The organism is Empedobacter sedimenti (assembly GCF_030005555.1).
In the GTDB taxonomy this organism is placed as follows: domain Bacteria; phylum Bacteroidota; class Bacteroidia; order Flavobacteriales; family Weeksellaceae; genus Empedobacter; species Empedobacter sedimenti.
Window position 1 is genome coordinate 31928 of the sequence record NZ_JASCQG010000015.1, and the last position, 23060, is coordinate 54987.

Consider the following 23060-nt stretch of genomic DNA (forward strand, 5'->3'; position numbering starts at 1 on the left):
AAAGCCACTTTATAAGTGGCTTTTAATTTATCTTTTCTAAATATACAACTTCGTTACTATCTGAATCTCCAATCATAAATTCAAGTTCAAAATTGGTGAAATTTCGTTTAATTCCTTGTACATTGATTACGTTTTCACAATAAAAAGATAAAGCATTTTCCTCTTCAATTTCTGATGAATATTCAAGCTTTCCTTGCTGACAAATATTAACTTTTGGAATCTTTTCATTCAAATAAAAAGTTCCATCTGGATTAATTTTCAATCTTACTTTTTCTAAGTGACTAACATCAACAGTTGATGATTCAGAAACTTTGTAAGTTCCCACAATATTCTCATCAGTTACTTCATAAAGCAATGAAGGTTTTATCGAATAATAAATAAAAATCAACAAAGGAAAAATAAATAAACTAAATCCTTTTAAAATTCTATTCTTATTCATCGGATTTTTCCAAAAACCATTTATCATCATTACAATTCCAATGAAAAATGAGATTGCTAAAATAAGCACAATAAATCCTTGAAAAAGTAAAGAAAATATAGTCATTAAACTTTTTTATTTTCCAAAAAAGTTTCAAACGCTTTTTCGAATTCTTCCAATGTGATTAAATGTGTCATTTCAGCATCAAAAATTTGTTTGACATTTGCGTTTTGTTTTTGAAGATTTTCTACAAATTCAATCTGAAATTTTGGTTCGATGACATCATCTTTCAAACCTGTAAAAATTAAATTAGATTTTGTTGGAACGCCTTTTAATAATTGTTCTGGCAAAAATGGTTTTAAACGTTCTACCGCAATTACAGCTGGATTAAACATCAAAACAGGAACATTTAATAGTAATCCTAAATAATAACTAATCATTCCTCCTAAACTTGTTCCCGCAATAAATTCAATCGGTTCTTTTGTAAATTGTTCAACCAAATCTTGAATCAAAGTTGGTGCGTTATCGTAATCAATTGTTGGTGCGTAACATTCTCCCAAAGAATCTAAATATTCTCTCTTTTCATCTGTTACAAAACCTTGGTAGCCGTGTAAGTATGCAAATTTCATTTGTTTAAAAATTTAATAATTTGATACTGAATACTTTCAGTAGTTAATGTAAAAATACTAAAAAACCCTTTCCAAAAATTTCAGAAAGGGTTAAAATTATATGAATAAATCTATTATTGAGCTGATTCAGTCTCTTCTACAGATTCTTCTTTTTGTGCATTTGGTAATTCGCCTTTGAATAAGAACGAAATGATTTCTTTGTTAACCGTATCTAACATACGTTGGAAAATCATAAACGACTCTTGTTTGTAGACTACTAATGGATCTTTTTGCTCATAAACAGCATTCTGAGACGTTTTACGCAAATCATCCACATCACGTAAATGCTCTTTCCAGTTATCGTCAATCAATGTTAAAACAACAGATTTTTCGAAATCTTTTATTAATGTTTTAGCTTGAGATTCGTAAGCTTCTTTTAAATCACAAACAACTGTCATTTGACGAATTCCGTCTGTAAATGGTACTTGAATACGAGAGAACATATGTCCTTGATTTTCGAAAACATTCGAAATTACAGGGAAAGCCGTTTCCGCAACATATACCATACGCGCTTTGTAATCTGCAATTGCAGCATCGTATGTAATATTTGTTAAATCCTTTACAGATTTAGATCTAAACTCATCTTCCGTAACAGGCGTACCCATTGTGAAGAATTTAATTAAATCTAATTCGTACTGACCAAAATCTTCGAAATCTTTGTTAGATTTTACAACAGAAGCAGCAACATCATAAATCATGTTAGCAATATCAACCTCTAAACGATCTCCGAATAATGCATTGTGGCGACGTTTGTAAATTACTTCACGTTGTTTGTTCATTACATCATCATATTCTAACAAACGTTTACGAATACCAAAGTTGTTTTCCTCAACTTTTTTCTGAGCACGTTCGATCGATTTTGTAATCATAGAATGTTCAATTACATCACCATCTTTGTGTCCCATACGGTCCATTAATTTCGCGATTCTTTCTGAACCGAATAAACGCATTAATGAATCTTCTAATGAAACGAAGAATTGAGATGATCCTGGATCTCCTTGACGACCTGCACGACCACGTAACTGACGGTCTACACGACGAGAATCGTGACGTTCTGTACCAATAATTGCTAAACCTCCAGATTCTTTTACCTCTTGGATTAATTTAATATCCGTACCACGACCAGCCATATTTGTTGCAATTGTTACAGCTCCTGGCTTACCAGCTTCTGTTACAATGTCAGCCTCGCTTTTGTGTAATTTCGCATTTAAAACATTGTGATTAATTCCACGTAGTTTTAAAGCTTTTGACAATAACTCAGAAATCTCAACATTCGTTGTACCAACTAAAACTGGACGTTTGTCATCTTGAGATAAACGGACAATTTCTTCGATTACTGCTTTATATTTTTCACGATTCGTTTTGAAAACAACATCATTTCTATCATGACGTAAAATTGGACGGTTTGTTGGAATAGAAACTACATCTAATTTGTAAATTTCCCAGAACTCACCAGCCTCAGTTTCCGCTGTACCAGTCATACCTCCTAACTTGTTGTACATACGGAAGTAGTTTTGTAATGTAATTGTAGCAAACGTTTGTGTCGCCGCTTCAATTTTCACATTCTCTTTCGCTTCAATTGCTTGGTGTAAACCATCAGAATAACGACGACCATCCATAATACGACCTGTCGATTCGTCAACGATTTTTACTTCACCTTCAACCACAACATACTCGATATCTTTTTCGAATAATGTATATGCTTTTAACAATTGAGAAAGTGTATGAATACGTTCAGATTTGATTGAGAAATCACGGAAAAACTCTTCCTTCATTTGAAGAATTTCTTCTTTTGATTTTCCTGAGTTTTCAATTTTCCCAATATTTGTCGAAACATCTGGTAAAACGAAGAAATTATCGTCATCCATTCCTTTAGACAAATACTCAATACCTTTATCTGTTAAATCTGATTGATTTTGTTTTTCATCAATTACAAAGTATAAATGCTCATCAACTTTAGGCATTTCACGGTTATTATCCTGAATAAAATGCGCTTCTGTTTTTTGTAATTGAGCACGAATACCATCTTGAGACAAGAATTTGATTAATGGTTTGTATTTTGGTAAACCACGGAAAACTTGGTAAAGTTTGAAACCTCCTTCTTTTGTATCTCCTTGTTTGAATAATGTTTTAGCTTCGTTTAATGTTTTTCCTAACAATTCACGTTGTAAATTATACAAACGATCAATTTTTGGACGTAATTCATCAAACTCATGGCGATCTCCTTGTGGAACTGGTCCAGAAATAATCAATGGTGTACGAGCATCATCAATTAATACAGAATCGACCTCATCGACAATTGCAAAATTTAATTCGCGTTGCACCAAAGCATCTGGCGTATTTGCCATATTGTCACGTAAATAATCGAAACCAAATTCGTTATTTGTACCATAAACAATATCAGAAGCATATGCATCGCGACGACCTGGTGAGTTTGGTTGATGATTATCAATACAATCTACTGATAAACCATGAAACGAGAAAATTGGACGCATCCACGCCATATCACGTTTAGCTAAGTAATCATTCACCGTTACCAAGTGTACTCCACGACCTGTCAACGCATTTAAGTAAATAGGTAAAGTTGCTACCAACGTTTTTCCTTCCCCCGTTTGCATCTCCGCAATACGACCTAAGTGCAATGCCGAACCACCGATAAACTGAACGTTGTAATGAGACATATCCCATGTTACTTGACGACCTGCAGCATCCCAAGAGTTTTTCCAGATTGCAGAATGATCATCTTTTAAAGAAACGAAATCATGTCCACGACTTACCAAAACTTTATCAAAATCAGAAGCTGTAACTTCTAATGTTTCATTTTCAGTAAAACGTTTACCTGTTTCGCGCATAACAGCAAAAGCTTCTGGTAAGATTTCTAATAAAATCTTTTCCTCTACTTCGTATGCATCTTTATTTATCTTATCGATTTGAGTATATAAATCTTCTTTAGCTCCAAAATCTTCCGTTTCCTCAACTTGCTTTTTTAAATCATCAATCTGAGATTTAAAATCTTTTGTTGCTTCAGCTAATTTTTCTTTAAATCCTAAAGTTTTTCCTCTTAATTCATCAATAGTTAATGAACTAAGCTTTTGACCAGCTTCATTTGCTAAGTCAACATATTTTTGTAATTCTTTTACATCTTTAGCATTCTTATCACCTAAGAATCCTTGTAAAATTTTGTTTAAAATATTCATATTTTTCTGCGTTCTTCGTCCAAATTAGCTACAATATATTTGAGACTAATTTAGATGCAAATATACGTTAACTATGTTAGTTATAGATTATAGAATTGAAAAAAGCCCCAATTTGGGCTTTTCTATTTTTAATATTCGTCCTCGTTCCAAAGGAAATCATCATCCGTTGGATAGTCAGCCCAAATTTCTTCAATACTTTCGTAAGAATCTCCTTCATCCTCTATAGATTGTAAGTTTTCTACGACCTCTAAAGGAGCACCAGTACGAATAGCGTAATCAATTAATTCATCTTTTGTTGCTGGCCAAGGTGCATCACTCAAATAAGATGCTAATTCTAAAGTCCAATACATAGTTTTATTTTTTTATTATTAGTAGAGACAATTAAACTCTATTTCAATTCGTTTTTTCGATTTTTTGCAAATCAAATAATTTGCCAAAGTCAAACTGTCAGTATTTATGTTAAAATTAAATTTTTTGTTCTTTCGGATTTAATTATTTTTATCGCTAAATATAGACAAATGGACACGAATATAACAAAATTATTCTCAATAAAATATCCAATTATTCAAGGAGGTATGATTTGGAACAGTGGATGGCGCTTAGCCTCAGCTGTTAGCAACGCTGGAGGACTAGGTTTAATCGGTGCTGGAAGCATGTATCCTGATATTTTACGCGAGCATATACAAAAGTGTAAAGCTGCTACAAATCATCCTTTTGGGGTTAATGTACCTATGCTTTATCCTAATATTGAGGAAATTATGCAAATTATTATTGAAGAAGATGTAAAAATAGTGTTTACATCGGCTGGAAACCCTAAAACTTGGACTGAAACCTTAAAAAAAGAAGGAATTACAGTTGCTCATGTTGTAAGCAGTGCTAAGTTTGCGTTAAAATCTCAAGATGCTGGTGTTGACGCTGTCGTGGCAGAAGGTTTTGAAGCCGGTGGACATAATGGCAGAGAAGAAACGACAACTTTATGTCTTATACCAAATGTCAGACGTCATATCGAAATTCCTTTAATTGCTGCTGGAGGAATTGGAACTGGATCACAAATATTGGCAGCAATGGCTTTGGGTGCAGATGGTGTACAAATAGGCTCTCGTTTTGCAGCTACAAAAGAATCATCAGCAAATCAAGATTTTAAAGATGTTATTGTTAAAGCTCAAGAAGGTGACACACAATTAACACTGAAAGAATTGGCTCCTGTACGATTAATTAAAAATGAATTTTACAATCAAGTACAAGAGAAATATCAGCAAGGAACAACTGCTGAAGAATTGAAAGAACTTTTGGGCAGAGGACGTTCTAAGAAAGGAATGTTTGAAGGTGATTTGGTAAATGGAGAATTAGAAATTGGTCAAGTTTCTGCTTTAATTGACTCAATACCGACAGTTGCAGAAGTTTTTGACGATTTATTAGTCGATTATCATCAGACAAAAGATAAATTATTACGTTTATAAACTAAAAAAGCTGTCAGTACTGACAGCTTTTTTAGCTTTATTATCTTTTACAATCTACCTTGCTCTTTTAATTTCCAATAACGCATTAAGCCATTAACTGACATCCAACACGGATTGGCATATTCATACACCTGAATTTGATCTTCAGTCAAACCTAATTCTTTATAGGACTTTGTTACATAATCGACAAAGACTGGAACAATTTCTTCGGTCGGAATTTGATCATCATACATTGGTTTGATGTAATTTGACCATTCGTCTAATGATTTTTCTAATTGATCAAAATGATTCTCTAAATCTTCGTGATAACCATAATGCGTTGGATAAATTCCTTTTGCTTTTACTTTTCTCAATTTAGCAATTGACTCCTTCCACAATTCTATATTAATATCTGGAGGAGGACATGGAGGAGAAACTGGGCCATTCTCTATTTTTACGCCAGCAACATCTCCTGTAAAAATAACATCGTCCATTACATACGCATTATGATGCACAGCATGACCTGGTGTATAAATGGTTTCGAAAACTGCGTCTCCAAATTCCACACTTTGTCCATCTGATAAACCAACCAAAAATTCTTCGTCAATTGGTTTCATTTCGCCCCACAAACGTTCCATATCATCACCATATATCATCTTTGCAGAATCCCACAATTTTTCAGGATTCTTAAGATGTGGTAAACCAATTGGATTAACAAAAACTGTCGCACCATGTTCTGTGAATTTCCATGCAGCACCAGCATGATCAAAATGAATATGTGTAATTAATATATTTTCAATATCAATAATTCGCCAACCCAATGCCTCAATTCCTGCTTTCAAACTCTCAAAAGTTGAATATGGCCCTGGATCAACCAAAACTGGTCCTTGCTCGGTTTCAATTAAATAAGTAGCTATTGCTTCTTGCTCGTTCTGAAAATTCAGATCGATTGTATGTATTTTTGGCATGTTACAAGATTTCTTCTATCGTATACTTAATTCCGTTAAATTCTACTTTATCACCAGCACGTTTACCAACTAAAGCATCAAAAATAGGCGCTTGTGTACTAATTCCTACAAACTTTTTGTTTTCCCATTCAAAATCTTTAAAAGATAAACCAATTACAAAACTTAATTTATCAGTCAATACAACATTTCCTTCTGTTATCTCGTCAACTAATTCTGGTCGTAACGCTTTAAATTCTTCTAAATCGTCCGTTGCTTGATTAATACGAATCTGTAAATTTCTTGCTGCATCTGTTGATTGACTTTGTTGTGCAAAATCATCTAACTCTAAACTTGATTCTTCATCTAAATCAGCACCTTCTGCGTATATTCGTTCAGATTCTTTTAAGGCATTTATTTCTTCTTGTTTTAATTGAATAAGATGCTGAATTACATCTTTTCTGATATGTTTTTTACTCATTTCGGTTGTTTTATGTTGATATAAACTTACAAAAAATAAAAAACTCTTGAACTATTCATTCAAGAGTTTTTTATTTCAACTTCTACAACCTATTATTGAGCAAAACTATATCTTGCACCTCCTGGGCTAAAAATTGATAACATTCTATTTTTTTGTCCTTCTGTAAACATGTACAAACCTCTGTCATCACTATAATCCATATAGTTCATTGTCATTTCTACTGGATTTCCTGTACAAGTGCTATAATGAGGATATGCTGCTATCCCATAATTTGGCGCATTGTGAAAAGGAGTATCGTCTACATAATCTGTTAAACATCCTCCTCCATCTCCCCAAATATGGCGAAGATTCATCCAATGTCCTACTTCGTGTGTTGCAGTTCGTCCTAAATTGAAAGGTGAGGTTGCAGTACCAATATCTCCAAAATATCTTGAATCAATTACTACACCATCAGTTGCAGAGCTTCCTCCAGGAAATTGAGCATAACCTAAAATTCCACTTCCTATTGTACAAACCCAAAGATTTAATTTAGTTGTAGGAGAAGTTGGTAAAATACCAGTGCTTTTTTTCATTGCATCTCTTGTTCCCCAAGATGATTTTGATGTCTGTTTACGATTTACAGTTTCTAATTCAAATTTAATTCCAACATTTGCCTTAACAGAAGAAAATAAAGCTGGAACTTGCGTAAAATCTGAATTTTGAGCATTGAAATCTTTGTTCAATACATCAATTTGAGATTGAATTTGTGCTAACGAAATATTTTCTGCCGCAGTACGATATAAAACATTTACAACAACTGGAATAACAATAGTTCCGTTAACTAATTTAGCTTGTGTTTTCTCAAAAAGCTCTGCATGTGCATCGATATCTGCCATTGTAGATGCTAAAGCAGGATTTTCAGATAATTGTAGTTTTAGTACATCATCAGAAGCACAAGTTCTACTTGCTACCTTTTGATTAGCTACATCAGCTTGAACATCCATCTCACTTTTTGAAGATTCGTCACTACAAGCTGATAAAACAGCTAACGTAGATAATGCGAACATAAGTTTTTTCATATAATTTTCATTTTTTAGTGTATATCAAAAATACATTTTATTATGAAATACACAATATATTTTAACAAAAATATATTTATACACCATAATTTATGACGTTAATTCATATTTATCTAATTATTTATGAATTTATCATAATTACTAAAACAACATATTAATTATCTGAAAATCAATCTTTTTTTACTGAATAAGAATTATAAATTCAATAAAAAAAAACACTTTACAAAAAAAAGTAAAGTGTTTTAAAATATTATTCGTTAAACAGATTGGACTACTGCTCTAAGTACTCTAAAATTTCATCTTCAAGCTCAAACTTCGTCATAGCCTGTCCATGAAATGATTTTTTTTCTCCTTTGTTATAAACGATTGTAACAGGAATATTTCCTGCCCATTTCAGATCAAATGACGGAATCCATTCATTCATTCGTTTAGTATCATCTAACAAAACAACTTCAGCATTTATCTTATTATCAACCATAAATTTTTTCACTTTATCGATAATTTTTGGTCGATCTAATGAAACCAACAACATCTTGAAGTTTGGATTGTCCTTGTATTTTTCGTTAATTTCCATAAACGCAGGAATCTCCTCAACACAAGGTGCACACCAAGTTGCCCAAAAATTAACCACCACAACTTGATCTTTATAGCTTGCTATTTTTTCGTGCAAAGTTTCATATTTCACCGTTTCTACAGATTGTGCATTTACAGTAGAAAAAGCTAAAATTCCCATTAATCCTAGGAAAGAAAATAATTTCATATTTACTTTTTAAAAATATTTGTTCAAATGTAATAGAACAAGAATCAAACCAAGCTATTTTTCTCTAAATTTTGTTGATTTAGAATATTAAACCGATTTTTGTAAAAAAATAATCAATTTGTTTTCAAAAGAAGATGCTTATCGCATAAAAAAAGATTTTTGGATTTCGTATGGTACATATATGAAATTGCAAATGAATGCCGAAGGAACGCGTATTAATTGGATAAATTATAAAACTGATGTAAAAGGAATATATTTTAGAACCGATGTTGAACGTAAGTTTGCAGAGGTTTCGATAGAAATTTCACACCCAGATCCATCAGTTCAATTAATGATTTATGAGCAGTTTGAGGAATATGAAAATGTTTTGGAAAGTTATCTTGGCGAAAAATGGATTTGGACAAAAGAAGATTATGATGATGACGGAAAAATGATTTCGACGATAAAAACACGTTTAGAAAACATTAGTATTTTTAGAGAAACTGATTGGCCACAAATTATTCCATTCCTAAAAGATAGAATGATTAATTTGGATGAATTTTGGTGTGATCACAAAGAAAGTTTTGAAATTTTCGAACAATTATAAAAACAAAAGAAGCTCGATATCGAGCTTCTTTTGTCTATTTTCTATTCTATTACACAGGTAAAATTATCAATTTCTAACAATTCATTCGCTTCTTCTAGAACTTCTTTTAATTGATCTTGCCCTAAATTTAACGAATCTAAAACCTTTGGATTATCTTTTAAATCTTTTACTAAAATACACTCTTTAGATAATAATACTTTTTCTTGTTCGTCTGTCAACGTCGTTAAACATGTTATTGGATAAAGCGCAGCACTATCAACCAAGTGTTTAATACTCAAATCTTCTGGATAATCCCACGAAATTAATCCAATTCCGTAATAATTTGCAAAATCTATACTATCTGTCGTTAGATAAGCATTTGTGACCAAAAAACCTTTCGTAGGTTTCATATCACGCCCAAAAAAATGATAAGTATGATCTTGTACTTCTTTCATACGTGATAAAAAGTACATTGGTGTTGTTACCGAAATTTTTGCATCTTCATCATTTCTGAATTTGCATTCGCAAAAAAGCAATTGATCTCCTTTAGAAGCTACTACATCAATCTCGTGTGTTACAGCATTACCTTGTACAACTTCCGAATGCAGAGATTCGTAACCGGCAGATTCCATTAATTTACCAATCCATTTCTCAAAATAATAACCTTCTGGTCCCAAATCTCTCAAAGCACGTTTCAAACTATATCTTGCTGCATAAGAACTACGGTAATTTTTGAGATATTGAAATGCTTTTTTATACAAATCTCTGGTCGAAATTCCATCGTATAAGTCTTTCGAAACTAATTCGAAAACTTCTTCAACTTCCTCTTTTTTTGCACCAGATTTCGTTAACGAACGTTTTAAAGCTTTTGGATCATATGGGATTAACTCGCCCGAGTTTTTCTTTACTAACATATTTTAAGGTTGAATTTTATTCTTAACGAATTTAAATAATTCTGATTAAAATACCTTAAAAGTTTAAATTCTAAATAAAGGTTATCTTTGCAAAAGTTTTAAAATCAACACATGAAATTAGAAACATTTTTACAAGAAAGAAGTGGTAATCAGTGCGAATTAACTGGTTCTACAGAAAATTTAACTATTTATGAAGTAAATCCTGATGCGAGTAGCAATCCGGATCGAAATGTCTATATAACTCAAAAATGCATCAACCAAATTGAAAAGAAAGAAGAATTAGATGCTTCGTTTTGGGAATCATTTTTACTTTCTTCTATGTGGAGTGAAGTTCCTGCTGTACAAGTGCTTTCTTGGCGAATGTTGAATCGTTTCAGAAACGAATCTTGGGCTGCTGACGCTTTGGATATGATGTATTTGGATGACGAAAATATGGAGTGGGCAAAAGCTTCTGGCGATCACGAAGGTGACGGAAGTGTAGATTTGCACAAGGATAGCAACGGAAATATTTTGGTGAATGGAGATACGGTGACATTGATTAAAGATTTAGACGTAAAAGGTTCTTCTATTAATGCAAAAATTGGAACTGCTGTGCGAAACATTCGTTTAGTTCATGATAATACCGAACAAATTGAAGGAAAAGTAGACGGACAATTAATCGTTATTTTAACGAAGTTTGTAAAGAAATAAAAAAATCCACTCAGTTGAGTGGATTTTTTTATCTTATTCTTTTATAGGTTTCTACTCCTTTGGAAGTTTCTATTTTCAATTCATTATTATTGATCCTAAATTTACCTTTAAGAATAATTTCAGGAGTTTGATTTTCCTCTTGCATTCCTTTTAAATAAATCGAGTCTTTCTCAAAACTATACATTCCTGAATTAATTGGTTTGAAGGTAGAATTATCAACTTTTCGAAATGTATTAACCGATTCAAAATAAATTCGTTCATTATTTTCTACATTTTCCCAAGCTCCAAAAAATTGATTTTGACTCATATATTTTTCTTTTAGAGTTGTAATTGTAAAATATAAACCAATAAAAACAAGAGGTATATAAATCAATTTCAGTTTACTTATTTTATTAATCCTAGCAGTTCTTTGTTCCTCAAATAGTGGAGGCGTTTTTATAAAATATTTAATCAATTCTTTATAATCAGAAAAGAAAACGAAAAGCGCCATAATGGTTAAGATAATCGCCATTCCTTTTGCATCATCAATATTATAAGCAAAATCTACCATTAAAATATTAACCATAAAAGTTAAAAATAAGATGATGCCAATTCTTGTTGTTTGTCTGAAAAAAAGTAGCAAAGAACTAACAATTTGCGTAAAAGCTATCACTAATCCATACCAATATGAATAACCATAATAAAACCACGTAAGTTCGAATCCTGTTAGATTTCCGATAGGTTTATCGTATAAACTTGGTTGCGAAACAAACTGGGTTTTAAAAATTTTTGCAAAAGCGTAGGAAATAATCATGGTTGCTAAAAAATAGCGACAAAATGTATAAGTAAAATAGTGAACTTTTCTCCAATTGATCATGTAAAAATAATTTATTGGCTAAAATATTTTAATAAAAAGATTCAAAATTGTAAGAATGTAAACTAATCAAAAAATATAAAAATTGTTTGGCTATTAATCTCTACTTCCTTAAAAAATTGACTTGGTTTTAGTTTTGTGATTGATTTAAACTCTTTGATAAAATGTGATTGATCGTAATAATCAGTTGATGACAATTCGGTTAAATTTTTACTTTCTTTTTTATTGAGTAAAGAATTTCTGAATCGATATATTTTTCTGTATTCGGAAGGAGATTTTCCTAAATATTTTTTAAAAATTCGGTTTAGATATTGTCTTGAAATTGAATATTTAGCTGAGATATCTTCAATTTTAATTTCATCTTCTACATCTGTAATTATATTCTCCATAAAAGATAAATCAACTTCTATCAACTTTGAAATCAAATATTTTTCTAATTCAATTGCTTTTTCATTCACTGTTAAATCAAATAATTTGGCAGAAAATTCAGTTATATCTTCAAACAAATTATAATGAATTAATGTCTTTTTATTTACTGAATTAAAATTAGTTACATCAAAATGAAATATACCTAAAGGCTTAAAACAAATTGTTATTTCGTCTAGCAAATGTGTATAAAAAACTCTCAGAGGCTTAGAATAACTCAAAACCAAAGAACCAACATGCGAATTATTATCAGAGGAATCTAGTGAAATTTTATCTGTTTGCTCATTAATACTCGTATTACGATTAATCGTATAATAAATATTGTTATTAGGAAATGTTTCATACTCTATACTTCCTGACTGTTTATCTTCTTGTATAAAATAGTATCCATCAACATATTTCTGTAAAATTTTATTTTTCGGCTTGTAGTATTCAATATTCATAATAGAAAGTCCGTAATCTCTTTAAATGTAAAGGTAATTTGAAACATTAAAAAAATCCTTAAAATAAATTTTAAGGATTTTTTGTATATCTAAAATTGAATTTATTTTTCTATTTCTTTCAAGTTTTCCATTTTCTTTGTTGCAAGAAAACCTTTGATATCTTCGAAATGTTCTTTGACACGTTTGTTCCCAAATTCGAAAACTTTTTCAGCCAATCCATCTAAGAAATCACGATCGTGAGAAACTAAAATTACCGTTCCTTCAAATTCATTTAACGCATCTTTGATGATATCTTTTGTTTTCATGTCCAAATGATTTGTCGGCTCATCTAAAATCAATACATTAAAAGGTTCTAGCAATAATTTCACCATTGCCAAACGTGTTTTTTCTCCACCAGAAAGCACTTTCACTTTCTTGTCGATATCATCACCTTTGAACATAAACGCACCCAAAATACTTTTGATTTGTGTTCTGATATCACCTTCTGCAATGCGATCTACCGTTTCGAAAATTGTTAAATCTTCATCCAATAAAGCGGCTTGATTTTGAGCAAAATATCCGATTTGTGCATTATGACCGATTTCTAATTTTCCTTCGAAATCAATTTCATTCATGATGGCTTTAATCATCGTCGATTTTCCTTCACCATTTTTACCAACCAACGCTACTTTTTGTCCACGTTCAATCACCATATTTGCATCTTTAAACACAATATGATCGCCATACGTTTTATTCAAATTTTCTACAATAACAGGATATTGTCCCGAACGAGCTGCTGCTGGAAATTTCAATTTCAAAGCAGAAGTATCAACCTCATCAACTTCGATTATATCTAACTTTTCTAGCATACGAACGCGCGATTGCACTTGTTCTGTTTTAGAGAAAGTTCCACGAAAACGTTCGATAAATAATTTATTTTCAGCAATGAATTTTTGTTGTTCATCATAAGCTTTTTGCTGATGAATTCTACGATCTTGACGCAACACTAAATAGTCAGAATATTTGGCTTTATAATCATAAATTCGTCCCATTGTCACTTCGATTGTACGATTCGTAATATTATCGACAAATGTGCGATCGTGCGAAATCACCATCACAGCTTTGGCTTGATTTTTCAAGAAATCCTCTAACCATTGAATAGATTCGATATCCAAGTGATTTGTAGGCTCATCTAATAAAATCAAATCTGGTTTGCGCAAAAGAATTTTAGCCAATTCGATTCGCATACGCCAACCTCCCGAAAACTCAGAAGTTGATCGATCCAAATCTTCTTGCGCAAATCCCATTCCTTTCAAAACCTTTTCCACTTCGGCTTCGTAATTCACTTCTTCTATCGAATAAAATTTTTCACTGACTTCCGAAACGCGCTCGATTAGCTTCATATAATCATCACTTTCATAATCAGTTCGTACAGTTAATTGCTCATTTAATTCATCAATTTCATTTTTCATTGATAAATATTCGGCAAAAGCTTTTGACGTTTCTTCGCGAACAGAACAATTATCTTCGGTTAACAAATGTTGTGGTAAATAAGCAATTACCGCATCTTTTGGCGCTGAAATATTTCCCAAAGAAGGTTTATTGATTCCTGCAACAATCTTAAGTAAAGTAGATTTTCCTGCTCCATTTTTACCCATTAAGGCAATTTTGTCATTTTCGTTTATCACAAAACTAACTCCACTAAACAACGTTGAAGAACCGAATTGAACGGCAATATCATTAACTGTAATCATAAATTTTATCGAATAATTGCGGCAAAGATAATCGAATGAGAAAGAATATTAAAAAACTTTAAATAATTGATGAATATTTATTTTAGAACTATATATAGCATCAAAAAAGTAATGTATATTTATTGAAACCATAACTATTATGCAATTACACAAAATCTTTTTCATTTGTATTCTTTTGTTTCTGTCAAACTATACTTTATCCCAGAATAATGTATCTACTCTTTTTACAAAAGCGATTAGTCAATTAAAAATTAATCCAAATGAAATAGAATATAATCTAGCAGTTGAAAAAAAAATACCTAATAAGCCTAATCAATCAATAATAGTTTTCCCTAAATATAATAATGAAAAGGAGAAATATGGTAATCTTTTTAATGAATTTGATTCTTATATATTAATTATAGACAATACTTCTGGAATAATTCTTCATGAATATATCGAACAAAATATCTGGTCAAATTCACCAGAAAAATTAGAGAAAATTGAAATTGATACTGGTTTATATAATTTAAATAATAATACAAGAGCATTTGGAGTTAGAGTTTCACATCATGTTAGTGAAAAACTTCATCAGTCATATGAAACAAACTTGTCATTATATATCACTGAAAATAATGAAATAAAAAAAATTCTTAATAAATATCCAATTTATTTTCAAGGAGGAGAAATGGACTTAATATGTACAAGAGATAATCAAATTATGAATTCTACAATTGATATTGACAAATTTGGGATGAACAATTTTTATAATCTGATTATTCGAACCACTATAAAGGATCAATTCAATTATCTTGAAAATAATAAATGTTTAGAGAAACATCTTTCTTCTAAAACAACAAAAAAATTGAAATATAATAATACTGAATATGTTGAAACAGAAAGCTCGAGATAATCTCGAGCTTTAATATGTTGTAAAGAATTTCTTAAACTGTTAAATCTTCTCCAATTTCTAATAAAATCAATTGAATATGACGCGAAAAGAAAATAGATTTTGCTTCTGCTTTATCAATTTTAATTGGTGGAAAAGTGTCATAATGATAACCCAAAACCTTGGTTGCTTGTACATATTCTGCAGCAATAGAAGCACTTTTTGCACCCATAGTAAAGTTATCTCCGATTGGTAAAATTGCTAAATCAAGTTGTCCAATTGTGTCTGGAATCAACTTCATTTCGTACGTCAAAGCTGTATCACCAGCGATGTAAACACGCTTTCCTTCGCTTTCGATAATGTAACCATTCGGATCTCCTCCATACGTTCCATCAGCAAATGAACTCGAATGAAATGCAATCGTCGATTGAATCGAACCAAAATCAAAACTAAATTTACCGCCCGTATTCATTCCGTGTGCTTTCAAGCCTCTTTCCGAATAATAAGAAGCAATTTCTGCATTCGAAATAATCAAAGCGCCTGTACGTTTTGCCAATTCTTCAACATCATACACATGATCTTGATGTGCATGCGTAATGACAATATAATCTGCTTTTAAAGTTTCGAAATCGATGCTTTTCGCTAATTCATTTGGTGTAATAAATGGATCAACAACAATATGTTTACCATTTGCTTCAATCGCAAGAGAGGCATGTCCTAAGTATTGAATTTTCATTATATATTTTTTTGTGATTAACGAATTAAAGTATCAATAAAATCGAAACCGATTAAGCTATATCCTAATAATACAGCGAAAAATAAAGCTAACATTGCTACTTGTTTCAAGAATGGATCGAAATCTTTCGGATCTTTCACTGCAAAAATTTGACGACGAATGGCGTTCGCAAAAAAGATTAAAATTAAAAATACAAAACCAGATAATTTACCTTGTTTAAGTGGTGACATCGTTACATATAATGCGCTTAATGCGAATGGAATCGTCATTAAAGCCATTTGGTAATATTTACTTTTTTGAAAACCTAATTTTGATGCAACGGTAATTTTATTGTTTTTGACATCATTTTTCACATCTCGCATATTGTTCAAATTTAACACTGCTACACTCCAACATCCCATAGACGCTGCAGGTAATAAAATTTGCCATTGAAAATCTTTTGAATATAAAAATTCTCCACCAGCAACTGCTAAAATCCCGAAAAATAAGAACACAAAAATATCACCTAAACCAATATATCCATATGGTTTTTTCCCCATTGTATAAGCCATTGCTGCAAAAATAGAAGCAACACCCAAGCCAAGAAAAATGTAAATGTATTTCATATCATTTGGATAAAATGACACATACAATAACGCAGCAACGCAAACTAAAGAAATCGCAATCATAATACCGATGGCAACTTTCATTTGGTTTTGAGTTATCAATCCAGATGCTACAGCACGCTGTTCTCCTACTCTATTTGCGTCTGTTCCTTTTACCGCATCGCCATAATCGTTCGCGAAATTTGATAAAATTTGAAAAGCCAAAGTTGTTAAAAGAGATAAGAAAAATATATCATTTCGAAAGATTCCTTCTGATTTTGCAATAAATCCAGCCAATAATAATCCACTCAAAGAAAGTGGTAATGTGCGAAGCCTTGCGGCTAATATCCATTTTTTCATACTGAACAAAGATAATGAAGATTTTACTTTTTTTATCATCGAAAATTGAAGTAATATTGCATAGAATTTATCTATTTCAACTACTAAAATGCCTCGTAAAAAGAAAACACAACAATCTATTTTTAATACATTAAAAAAAATCAAACTTTCGACTTATGTGATTAGTTTGCTGATTTTGTGTGTTATTTTTTTTGCGTATCGTTATCGCCATGGTATACATTACTATTTTTCTGTTGTAGAAAAATCGCTGAAAGGCGAAAAATTGGTTGATGATAAAGTTACAAAATTTGATATCCGAAATATTGAGGTGATGGATAAATATTATCTCAAAACTTTTGGTGTTGATGTTTCGCATTATCAAGGAAAAATTGATTGGACGAAAATGCATACGATTTACAATTTGTATCCGATAAATTTCGCTTTTATCCGTTCTACAATGGGAACTTCATCTATTGATGAGACTTTTGAGGATAATTGGGAAGGTGCGAAAGAAAATAATATTATGCGTGGTGCTTATCATTTTTATCGTCCAGACGAAAATTCAACTTTACAAGCACAAAATTTTATTGCAAAAGTAAAATTAGAAAACGGTGATTTGCCTCCAGTTTTGGATATAGAAACTTTACCTAAAACACAATCGATGGATCGTTTAGTGGAAGGAATCAAGAATTGGTGCAAAATAGTTGAGGAGCATTACAATATCAAACCGATTATTTACACATCGGACAAATATTTCGAAGATTATTTACAAGATCATTTTGATGGTTACATTATTTGGATCGCTAATTACAATTTTTGGGTGCAAGAAATGAAAGGTCATTGGGATTTTTGGCAATTTACCGAAAAAGCAACCATAGATGGTGTTGAACGCTACAAAGTTGATGTAAATATCTACAACGGAACAGTTGATGATTTGGAAGGGTTGACACTTTAATAATTTGATATAAATTTAATAGGTATTATTTTTGATATTCTATTATAAAACTATTAATGATGAAATCAACTTTAAAAAATACTTTATATTTTACTGCTTTTCTTTTGTTATTAACTTCAAATGCTTTTGCTCAAACAAAGGAAGATCAAGAAAAGTTAAAAGCAAAAACTGATCAAAAAGCATTAAATGATTTAAAATCAACAACCGATACTTGTCCAAAATCTGAACGAAGATTGAAAAGACAAGCCAAAAAACTTAATATCCCGTTTAGAATTGTTGAGAAAAATGGAAGGATTTCGCAACTTATAGATATCGAAAAAGATGGAACTCCGATTTATATTTCGACAGAAGAAAATTCTACTATAAATTTAAAAAACACAGAAGAATTACGAACAGAGGAAACTTCTAATAAAAAATAATTCTAATTTCTTTGTTTTTCATCATTTTTTTAACAGTAAATTATCGCTAACTAGCTATGTTTAAAGAGTATTTCATTTAAAAACAATCTCTTTCTTAACATTTTTTTTATATTTTCGTTACTCAAAAATAACATTAAATATGAAGAAAATTTACTTTCGAAACCCCAAAACAGTATTTGTTACTGCCGGATTTTTATGTTTACTTTCTATTAATTTAAATGCACAAACTGCTGAAGATGCTAAAATTCTTAAAGCAAAAACAGATTTAACTGCATTAAATTTATTGAACAAACAATTAAAAACTTCTATTATTCCGGAAAAGACATTAAAGTCTATCTCAGAACAAAAAAACATTCCGTACAGAATTGTTGAAAAAAATGGTAGAATTACACAACTTGTAGGAATCGAAGATAATGGAAATCCTATTTATATCTCTACAGATAATGTATATTCTGCCATAACATCAGGTGTTAATCAGCTTCAAGTAGGTGGAATTTCTGGTTATAATTTGACTGGAAAAGATATTAAAGTTTTAGAATGGGATGCAGGTCGTATTAGAGAAACACACCAAGAGTTAAAAGGAAAAATAAGTATAGGTAACGATATTGGATCTATTGTCAATGAACTTAGTGCTCACTCTACTCACGTAGCAGGAACTATTTTAGCTACTGGTATTGACCCTTTATCAAAAGGAATGGCTCCTGACTCTAAAATTGTTAGTTATGATTTTAACAGCTTAGAATCAGAAGTTAATACGTCATTATCTAATCAAGAAGGATTAATCTCTACCCATTCTTATGGACAAAATGCAGGGTATACCTACAATAGTAATACTTCAACCTATTCTTGGTCAGGAGATAGTAATGTTAGTCCTACAATAGATTATAAGTTTGGTTTTTATTCTGATAGAGATAAAACTATAGATGCTCTATTAAAAGCTGCTCCGTGGCATACATTTGTACGATCTGCTGGTAATCATAGAGGAGAAGGTCCTTCTACAGCAGGTACAGGTACAACTCTTGGTGAAAAAGATGGAGGTGCAACAGGATATGATTGTGTAAGTACAGGAAGTTTACCCAAAAATGCTATTATTGTTGGTGCTGTATTACCAGTATTAGATTATCAAGGTCCTAAAAGTGTTATAATGACTAGTTTTAGTTCATGGGGACCAACAGATGATGGACGTATAGTACCTACAGTTGTTGCAGATGGTTCAAACTTATACTCTACATCTATTGATTCTGATAGTGCTTATGAAAAAATGAGTGGTACATCTATGGCTACTCCATCTACAACTGGAGCTATAGCATTAATACAGGATTTTGCTAAGAAAAAAACAGGAAACTATTTTACTTCAGCTCTTATAAAAAGTATTATTACAAATACAGCAAAAGAAGCGGGTAATTTAGGTCCTGATTATATTTATGGTTTTGGACTTATTGATGCAAAAGCCTCTGTTGATAATATCGAAAACAAAGGTAAAAATGCTGATTATAAAGAAGGGAATCTTAAAAATGGAGAAACTGTTACATTAACATATAATACTATTGAAGGTGTTCCTTTTAAAGCTACATTAGCTTGGTTAGATAGACCTGGAGTACCAAAAACTGGTACTAGAGATGCATCCTTTCTAAATGATAGAACTCCTAAATTAATGGATGATTTAGATTTGAGAGTAGAACAAAATGGCGTTGTATACCTTCCTTACAAATTAGATCCAGCCAATCCAGCTAATGTAGCTACAACTGGAGACAATATTGTAGATAATATAGAACAAATTTATATTCCAAATCCAAAAACTGGTACTATTACTTTATCATTTACTCACAAAAAAACTCTTGAAGCAAATGGTGTAGACTATGGACTTAGTGTAACTGGACTTACAACAAATAAAGATTTATCTCTTGAAAAAATTGAAAGTAAAGTTCCGGATGACGAAATAGGAATTGAAACAAAAGTAGGGACAACTATTAAAAATAATGGAACAGATAACTTTGGTCCATTTGATGTAAAATTTACAACTAAAGATCAAGATGGTAAAATAGTAAACGAAACAACATCTTCAGTTGCTAGTTTAGCTGCAGGAGCTTCTACAGAAGTAATTACAACATTTGATTTTTCTATTCCTTACTACAATTATACTGTAAAAGCAGAAATTATATCAACAGAAGATATTATTAAATCAAATAACTACAAAGAGAAAAGTTTTAAATCATCTATTATAGATCTTTCTAAAAATGGATCTTCTATGTTACAAGATTTTAATACATTATTAATGGATGATATTCGTTGGAAAGTAATTGATGAAAATAAAGATAGTAAAACTTGGGTCATTTCTTCACAAGCTAATTATATTATGAATGGCTCTCCTGTTGCATGGAATTTCCCTGCTGGAGCTAAAGCTGATGATTGGTTATTTACAAATCCTGTAAAATTAAAAGCTGGTTCCAAATACAAAGTTTCGTATTACACGATGAAGTTTTCTCAAAATACTTCAAGAAACGAAAATTTAGAAATTTTTACAGGAGCTGCAAGCACAATTGCTGCTATGACTAATTCTATTAACAAATTTACTTGGGATCAAACACTACCAAGTGCATGGATTAAAAGAGAATTTACTTTTACAGCTACTACTGATGGTATACAATATTTAGGTTTACATCATTTTTCTTCAGCAAACAACAGTTATAACATTGGTTTAGAAAACTTCAAAATTGAAAATATTGAAAGTGCAAGTCCTAATCCATTCATAAATTACACTATACAAGATGGTTCACAAACAATTACAACTGCAACAGAAGTTAAATTGTTAAATGAAAATGTTGTTAATCCAACAGCTACTTCATATTTATGGACAATTACACCAAATACTGTAACTTATAAAAATGGTACAACTGCAAATAGTGAAACACCTAGTGTGATTTTCGATAAAGAAGGTAAATACAACATTACACTTAATGTTACAAACAGCTTAGGAACTGGGAATGCAACATTAAATAATCAGATTGAAGCTGTAGCACCTACAATAAAAGCTGGTTTTAGTATAGATCGTCCTCGTATCTACTCTAAAGAAAATGTTCAGTTTACAAACACTACGTCTGGTTTCCCTAATCCTTCTTCTCATGTTTGGGAAATTACTCCTAACGAAACAGGAGCATTTGAATATTTAGAAGGCTCATCTGCTAATTCTGAGCATCTTAATGTTAAATTTAATAAAGCTGGTACATATAGTGTAAAATACACTGCTTTATACAACGGTAATCAAAGTGTTGTCACAGGAAATAACATTATAAAGGTAGATGCAAATACGAATGCACCTCAAAATCTAAAGGCTGTATTAACAGATGGTAAAGTAAATCTTGCTTGGGAAAAACCAATCCCAGGAAACAAAATAAGTTTGCTTTCGCAAGATTTTCAATCTACAACCTTTCCTCCTGCAGGATGGGAACTGTTAGATGGTAATACAGATAATGTAAAATGGAGAAGAACATATTTTTCACCTAATACAACTGATTATTTTGCATACATATCATCTCAAGCACAGGCGACGAATGATTATTTAATATCACCTGTAGTTTCTAATCTTCCACTTGATTATAAGGAGTTAAGTATGACTATTTATGGAAGTGTTACTGCTGGAAATGATAATTTAAAAATTTATTTTGTAAAAACTGATAAAGTAAAAGATTTGACAGAGGCTGAAATAAAAGCTGGTACACTTATCTTTGATGGTCCTGCTGTTACATCTGTAAACAAAATATTTAAAACTTTTGATTTAGGTAACAATGTAGACGGAACTCCATTTAGATTAGCTTTCCTAAGCTCTAATGTAAAATCTGACAAAAACACCTATATTGCTTTAGATAACATTAATATCTCTAAACCAGGAATGTTTACTGAAATGTATATCGGTAACAAACCAGTAATTGAAGCGAACAAAGCAATTTTAGCGCAACCTGAATTTGATACTAGCAATGGTGCTGTAGTTCCTGATAATTCTACCGAAGCAACTACAAAACCTACTAATTGGAGTGTTTTAAGTGTAGGTCCAACAAGCAATATTACTTCTTATGAAATTACAAGAGATAAAAAAGTAATTGGTACTGTGCCTGCAGCAGATGTTGTTTATATTGATAATTCTATAACTGCAAATGGTACTTACACATATAATTTGTATGCTATTTATGATCAAATCAATAAATCAGATGCATCTCCAGACGCTGTTGTTGTCGTAAGTAGTTTATCTACATTAGATCTTAATAAAATAAGTGAAATTTCTGCTTTCCCTAATCCAGTAATTGATGTGGTTAAAGTAAAATTTGCTGAAAAACTAATTGGTAAGGCTGAAGTAGAAATCTATTCTATCGATGGTAAAAAAGTTATTTCTAAAGGACTTTCAGAGGACGAAATAACAAATCAAGGACTTAATATTTCTAATTTATCAAGTGGAGCTTATATACTTGTTATTAAAAATAACGGTAAAGCTTACAAAACTAAATTAATTAAGAAATAAACTTAAAACAAAAAGGCTCGATAAATATCGAGCCTTTTCTATTCTAAAAATAACATT

Annotated in this window: 21 protein-coding genes; 7 read left to right on the top strand and 14 right to left on the bottom strand. The window is 31.2% G+C overall.

Annotated features, from left to right (window positions below; genetic code table 11):
• Positions 1-22: 22 nt before the first annotated feature.
• The 4 genes from QHG34_RS13655 to QHG34_RS13670 all read right to left on the bottom strand — a co-directional run bounded on the left by QHG34_RS13655 (position 23) and on the right by QHG34_RS13670 (position 4633).
• Positions 23-544 carry a hypothetical protein gene (locus tag QHG34_RS13655; RefSeq protein ID WP_282630781.1) on the bottom strand — a complete coding sequence of 174 codons (522 nt, stop codon included), beginning with the start codon at positions 542-544 and terminating at the stop codon, positions 23-25.
• The gene (locus QHG34_RS13660; protein ID WP_282630782.1) at positions 544-1047 is read right to left on the bottom strand and encodes a YqiA/YcfP family alpha/beta fold hydrolase; all 504 of its coding nucleotides are present in this window, start codon (positions 1045-1047) and stop codon (positions 544-546) included. The genes QHG34_RS13655 and QHG34_RS13660 overlap by 1 nt, the downstream gene beginning before the upstream one ends.
• 113 nt (positions 1048-1160) lie before the next feature.
• Entirely contained in the window at positions 1161-4283 is a 3123-nt protein-coding gene (secA, locus tag QHG34_RS13665) for a preprotein translocase subunit SecA (protein ID WP_282630783.1), read from the bottom strand.
• A 128-nt stretch (positions 4284-4411) separates the two neighbouring features.
• Complete coding sequence (locus tag QHG34_RS13670) at positions 4412-4633, bottom strand: DUF2795 domain-containing protein (protein WP_019976296.1); 222 nt, start codon at positions 4631-4633, stop codon at positions 4412-4414.
• A gap of 168 nt (positions 4634-4801) precedes the next feature.
• Between QHG34_RS13670 and QHG34_RS13675 the strand changes: the two genes are divergently transcribed.
• The gene (locus tag QHG34_RS13675) at positions 4802-5743 is read left to right on the top strand and encodes an NAD(P)H-dependent flavin oxidoreductase (RefSeq protein ID WP_407080915.1); all 942 of its coding nucleotides are present in this window, start codon (positions 4802-4804) and stop codon (positions 5741-5743) included.
• A gap of 47 nt (positions 5744-5790) precedes the next feature.
• Here QHG34_RS13675 and QHG34_RS13680 read toward each other — a convergent pair whose 3' ends face one another.
• The 4 genes from QHG34_RS13680 to QHG34_RS13695 form a co-directional block, all read right to left on the bottom strand.
• A complete protein-coding gene (locus QHG34_RS13680) occupies positions 5791-6690 on the bottom strand; it encodes an MBL fold metallo-hydrolase (protein ID WP_282630784.1) in 900 nt (299 codons plus the stop codon).
• 1 nt (position 6691) lies between these two features.
• Positions 6692-7147 (bottom strand): hypothetical protein, encoded by a 456-nt coding sequence (locus tag QHG34_RS13685; protein ID WP_282630785.1) that lies wholly within the window; start codon positions 7145-7147, stop codon positions 6692-6694.
• A 92-nt stretch (positions 7148-7239) separates the two neighbouring features.
• A complete protein-coding gene (locus QHG34_RS13690; protein WP_282630786.1) occupies positions 7240-8205 on the bottom strand; it encodes a zinc metalloprotease in 966 nt (321 codons plus the stop codon).
• A gap of 271 nt (positions 8206-8476) precedes the next feature.
• A complete protein-coding gene (locus QHG34_RS13695) occupies positions 8477-8965 on the bottom strand; it encodes a TlpA family protein disulfide reductase (protein WP_282630787.1) in 489 nt (162 codons plus the stop codon).
• A 118-nt stretch (positions 8966-9083) separates the two neighbouring features.
• On the opposite strand from QHG34_RS13695, the gene QHG34_RS13700 reads away from it, so the two are divergent.
• Positions 9084-9551 carry a DUF4268 domain-containing protein gene (locus tag QHG34_RS13700; protein ID WP_282630789.1) on the top strand — a complete coding sequence of 156 codons (468 nt, stop codon included), beginning with the start codon at positions 9084-9086 and terminating at the stop codon, positions 9549-9551.
• A 41-nt stretch (positions 9552-9592) separates the two neighbouring features.
• Here the strand turns inward: QHG34_RS13700 and QHG34_RS13705 are convergent, their stop codons facing one another.
• The gene (locus tag QHG34_RS13705) at positions 9593-10444 is read right to left on the bottom strand and encodes an ATP cone domain-containing protein (protein ID WP_282630790.1); all 852 of its coding nucleotides are present in this window, start codon (positions 10442-10444) and stop codon (positions 9593-9595) included.
• A 111-nt stretch (positions 10445-10555) separates the two neighbouring features.
• Here QHG34_RS13705 and QHG34_RS13710 point away from each other — a divergent pair, with 111 nt between their 5' ends.
• Positions 10556-11134, top strand: a complete 579-nt coding sequence (locus QHG34_RS13710) for a PhnA domain-containing protein (RefSeq protein ID WP_282630791.1) — start codon at positions 10556-10558, stop codon at positions 11132-11134.
• 28 nt (positions 11135-11162) lie between these two features.
• On the opposite strand, the gene QHG34_RS13715 is transcribed toward QHG34_RS13710, so the two are convergent.
• The 3 genes from QHG34_RS13715 to QHG34_RS13725 form a co-directional block, all read right to left on the bottom strand.
• The gene (locus QHG34_RS13715; RefSeq protein ID WP_282630792.1) at positions 11163-11927 is read right to left on the bottom strand and encodes a hypothetical protein; all 765 of its coding nucleotides are present in this window, start codon (positions 11925-11927) and stop codon (positions 11163-11165) included.
• 125 nt (positions 11928-12052) lie between these two features.
• Positions 12053-12856, bottom strand: a complete 804-nt coding sequence (locus QHG34_RS13720) for a helix-turn-helix domain-containing protein (protein ID WP_282630793.1) — start codon at positions 12854-12856, stop codon at positions 12053-12055.
• 101 nt (positions 12857-12957) lie between these two features.
• Positions 12958-14589 (bottom strand): ABC-F family ATP-binding cassette domain-containing protein, encoded by a 1632-nt coding sequence (locus QHG34_RS13725; protein WP_282630794.1) that lies wholly within the window; start codon positions 14587-14589, stop codon positions 12958-12960.
• Positions 14590-14728: 139 nt separating this feature from the next.
• On the opposite strand from QHG34_RS13725, the gene QHG34_RS13730 reads away from it, so the two are divergent.
• Entirely contained in the window at positions 14729-15481 is a 753-nt protein-coding gene (locus QHG34_RS13730; RefSeq protein ID WP_282630795.1) for a PA3715 family protein, read from the top strand.
• A gap of 31 nt (positions 15482-15512) precedes the next feature.
• On the opposite strand, the gene QHG34_RS13735 is transcribed toward QHG34_RS13730, so the two are convergent.
• The gene (locus QHG34_RS13735; RefSeq protein WP_282630796.1) at positions 15513-16193 is read right to left on the bottom strand and encodes a metal-dependent hydrolase; all 681 of its coding nucleotides are present in this window, start codon (positions 16191-16193) and stop codon (positions 15513-15515) included.
• Positions 16194-16210: 17 nt separating this feature from the next.
• Positions 16211-17176 carry a 1,4-dihydroxy-2-naphthoate octaprenyltransferase gene (gene menA, locus QHG34_RS13740; RefSeq protein ID WP_407080916.1) on the bottom strand — a complete coding sequence of 322 codons (966 nt, stop codon included), beginning with the start codon at positions 17174-17176 and terminating at the stop codon, positions 16211-16213.
• Between the two features lie 49 nt (positions 17177-17225).
• On the opposite strand from menA, the gene QHG34_RS13745 reads away from it, so the two are divergent.
• The 3 genes from QHG34_RS13745 to QHG34_RS13755 all read left to right on the top strand — a co-directional run bounded on the left by QHG34_RS13745 (position 17226) and on the right by QHG34_RS13755 (position 23003).
• On the top strand, positions 17226-18071 hold the full coding sequence (locus tag QHG34_RS13745) for a glycoside hydrolase family 25 protein (protein WP_282630797.1): 846 nt from the start codon (positions 17226-17228) through the stop codon (positions 18069-18071).
• A gap of 59 nt (positions 18072-18130) precedes the next feature.
• The gene (locus QHG34_RS13750) at positions 18131-18490 is read left to right on the top strand and encodes a hypothetical protein (RefSeq protein WP_282630798.1); all 360 of its coding nucleotides are present in this window, start codon (positions 18131-18133) and stop codon (positions 18488-18490) included.
• A 139-nt stretch (positions 18491-18629) separates the two neighbouring features.
• The gene (locus QHG34_RS13755; protein ID WP_282630799.1) at positions 18630-23003 is read left to right on the top strand and encodes a S8 family serine peptidase; all 4374 of its coding nucleotides are present in this window, start codon (positions 18630-18632) and stop codon (positions 23001-23003) included.
• Positions 23004-23060 lie beyond the last annotated feature (57 nt).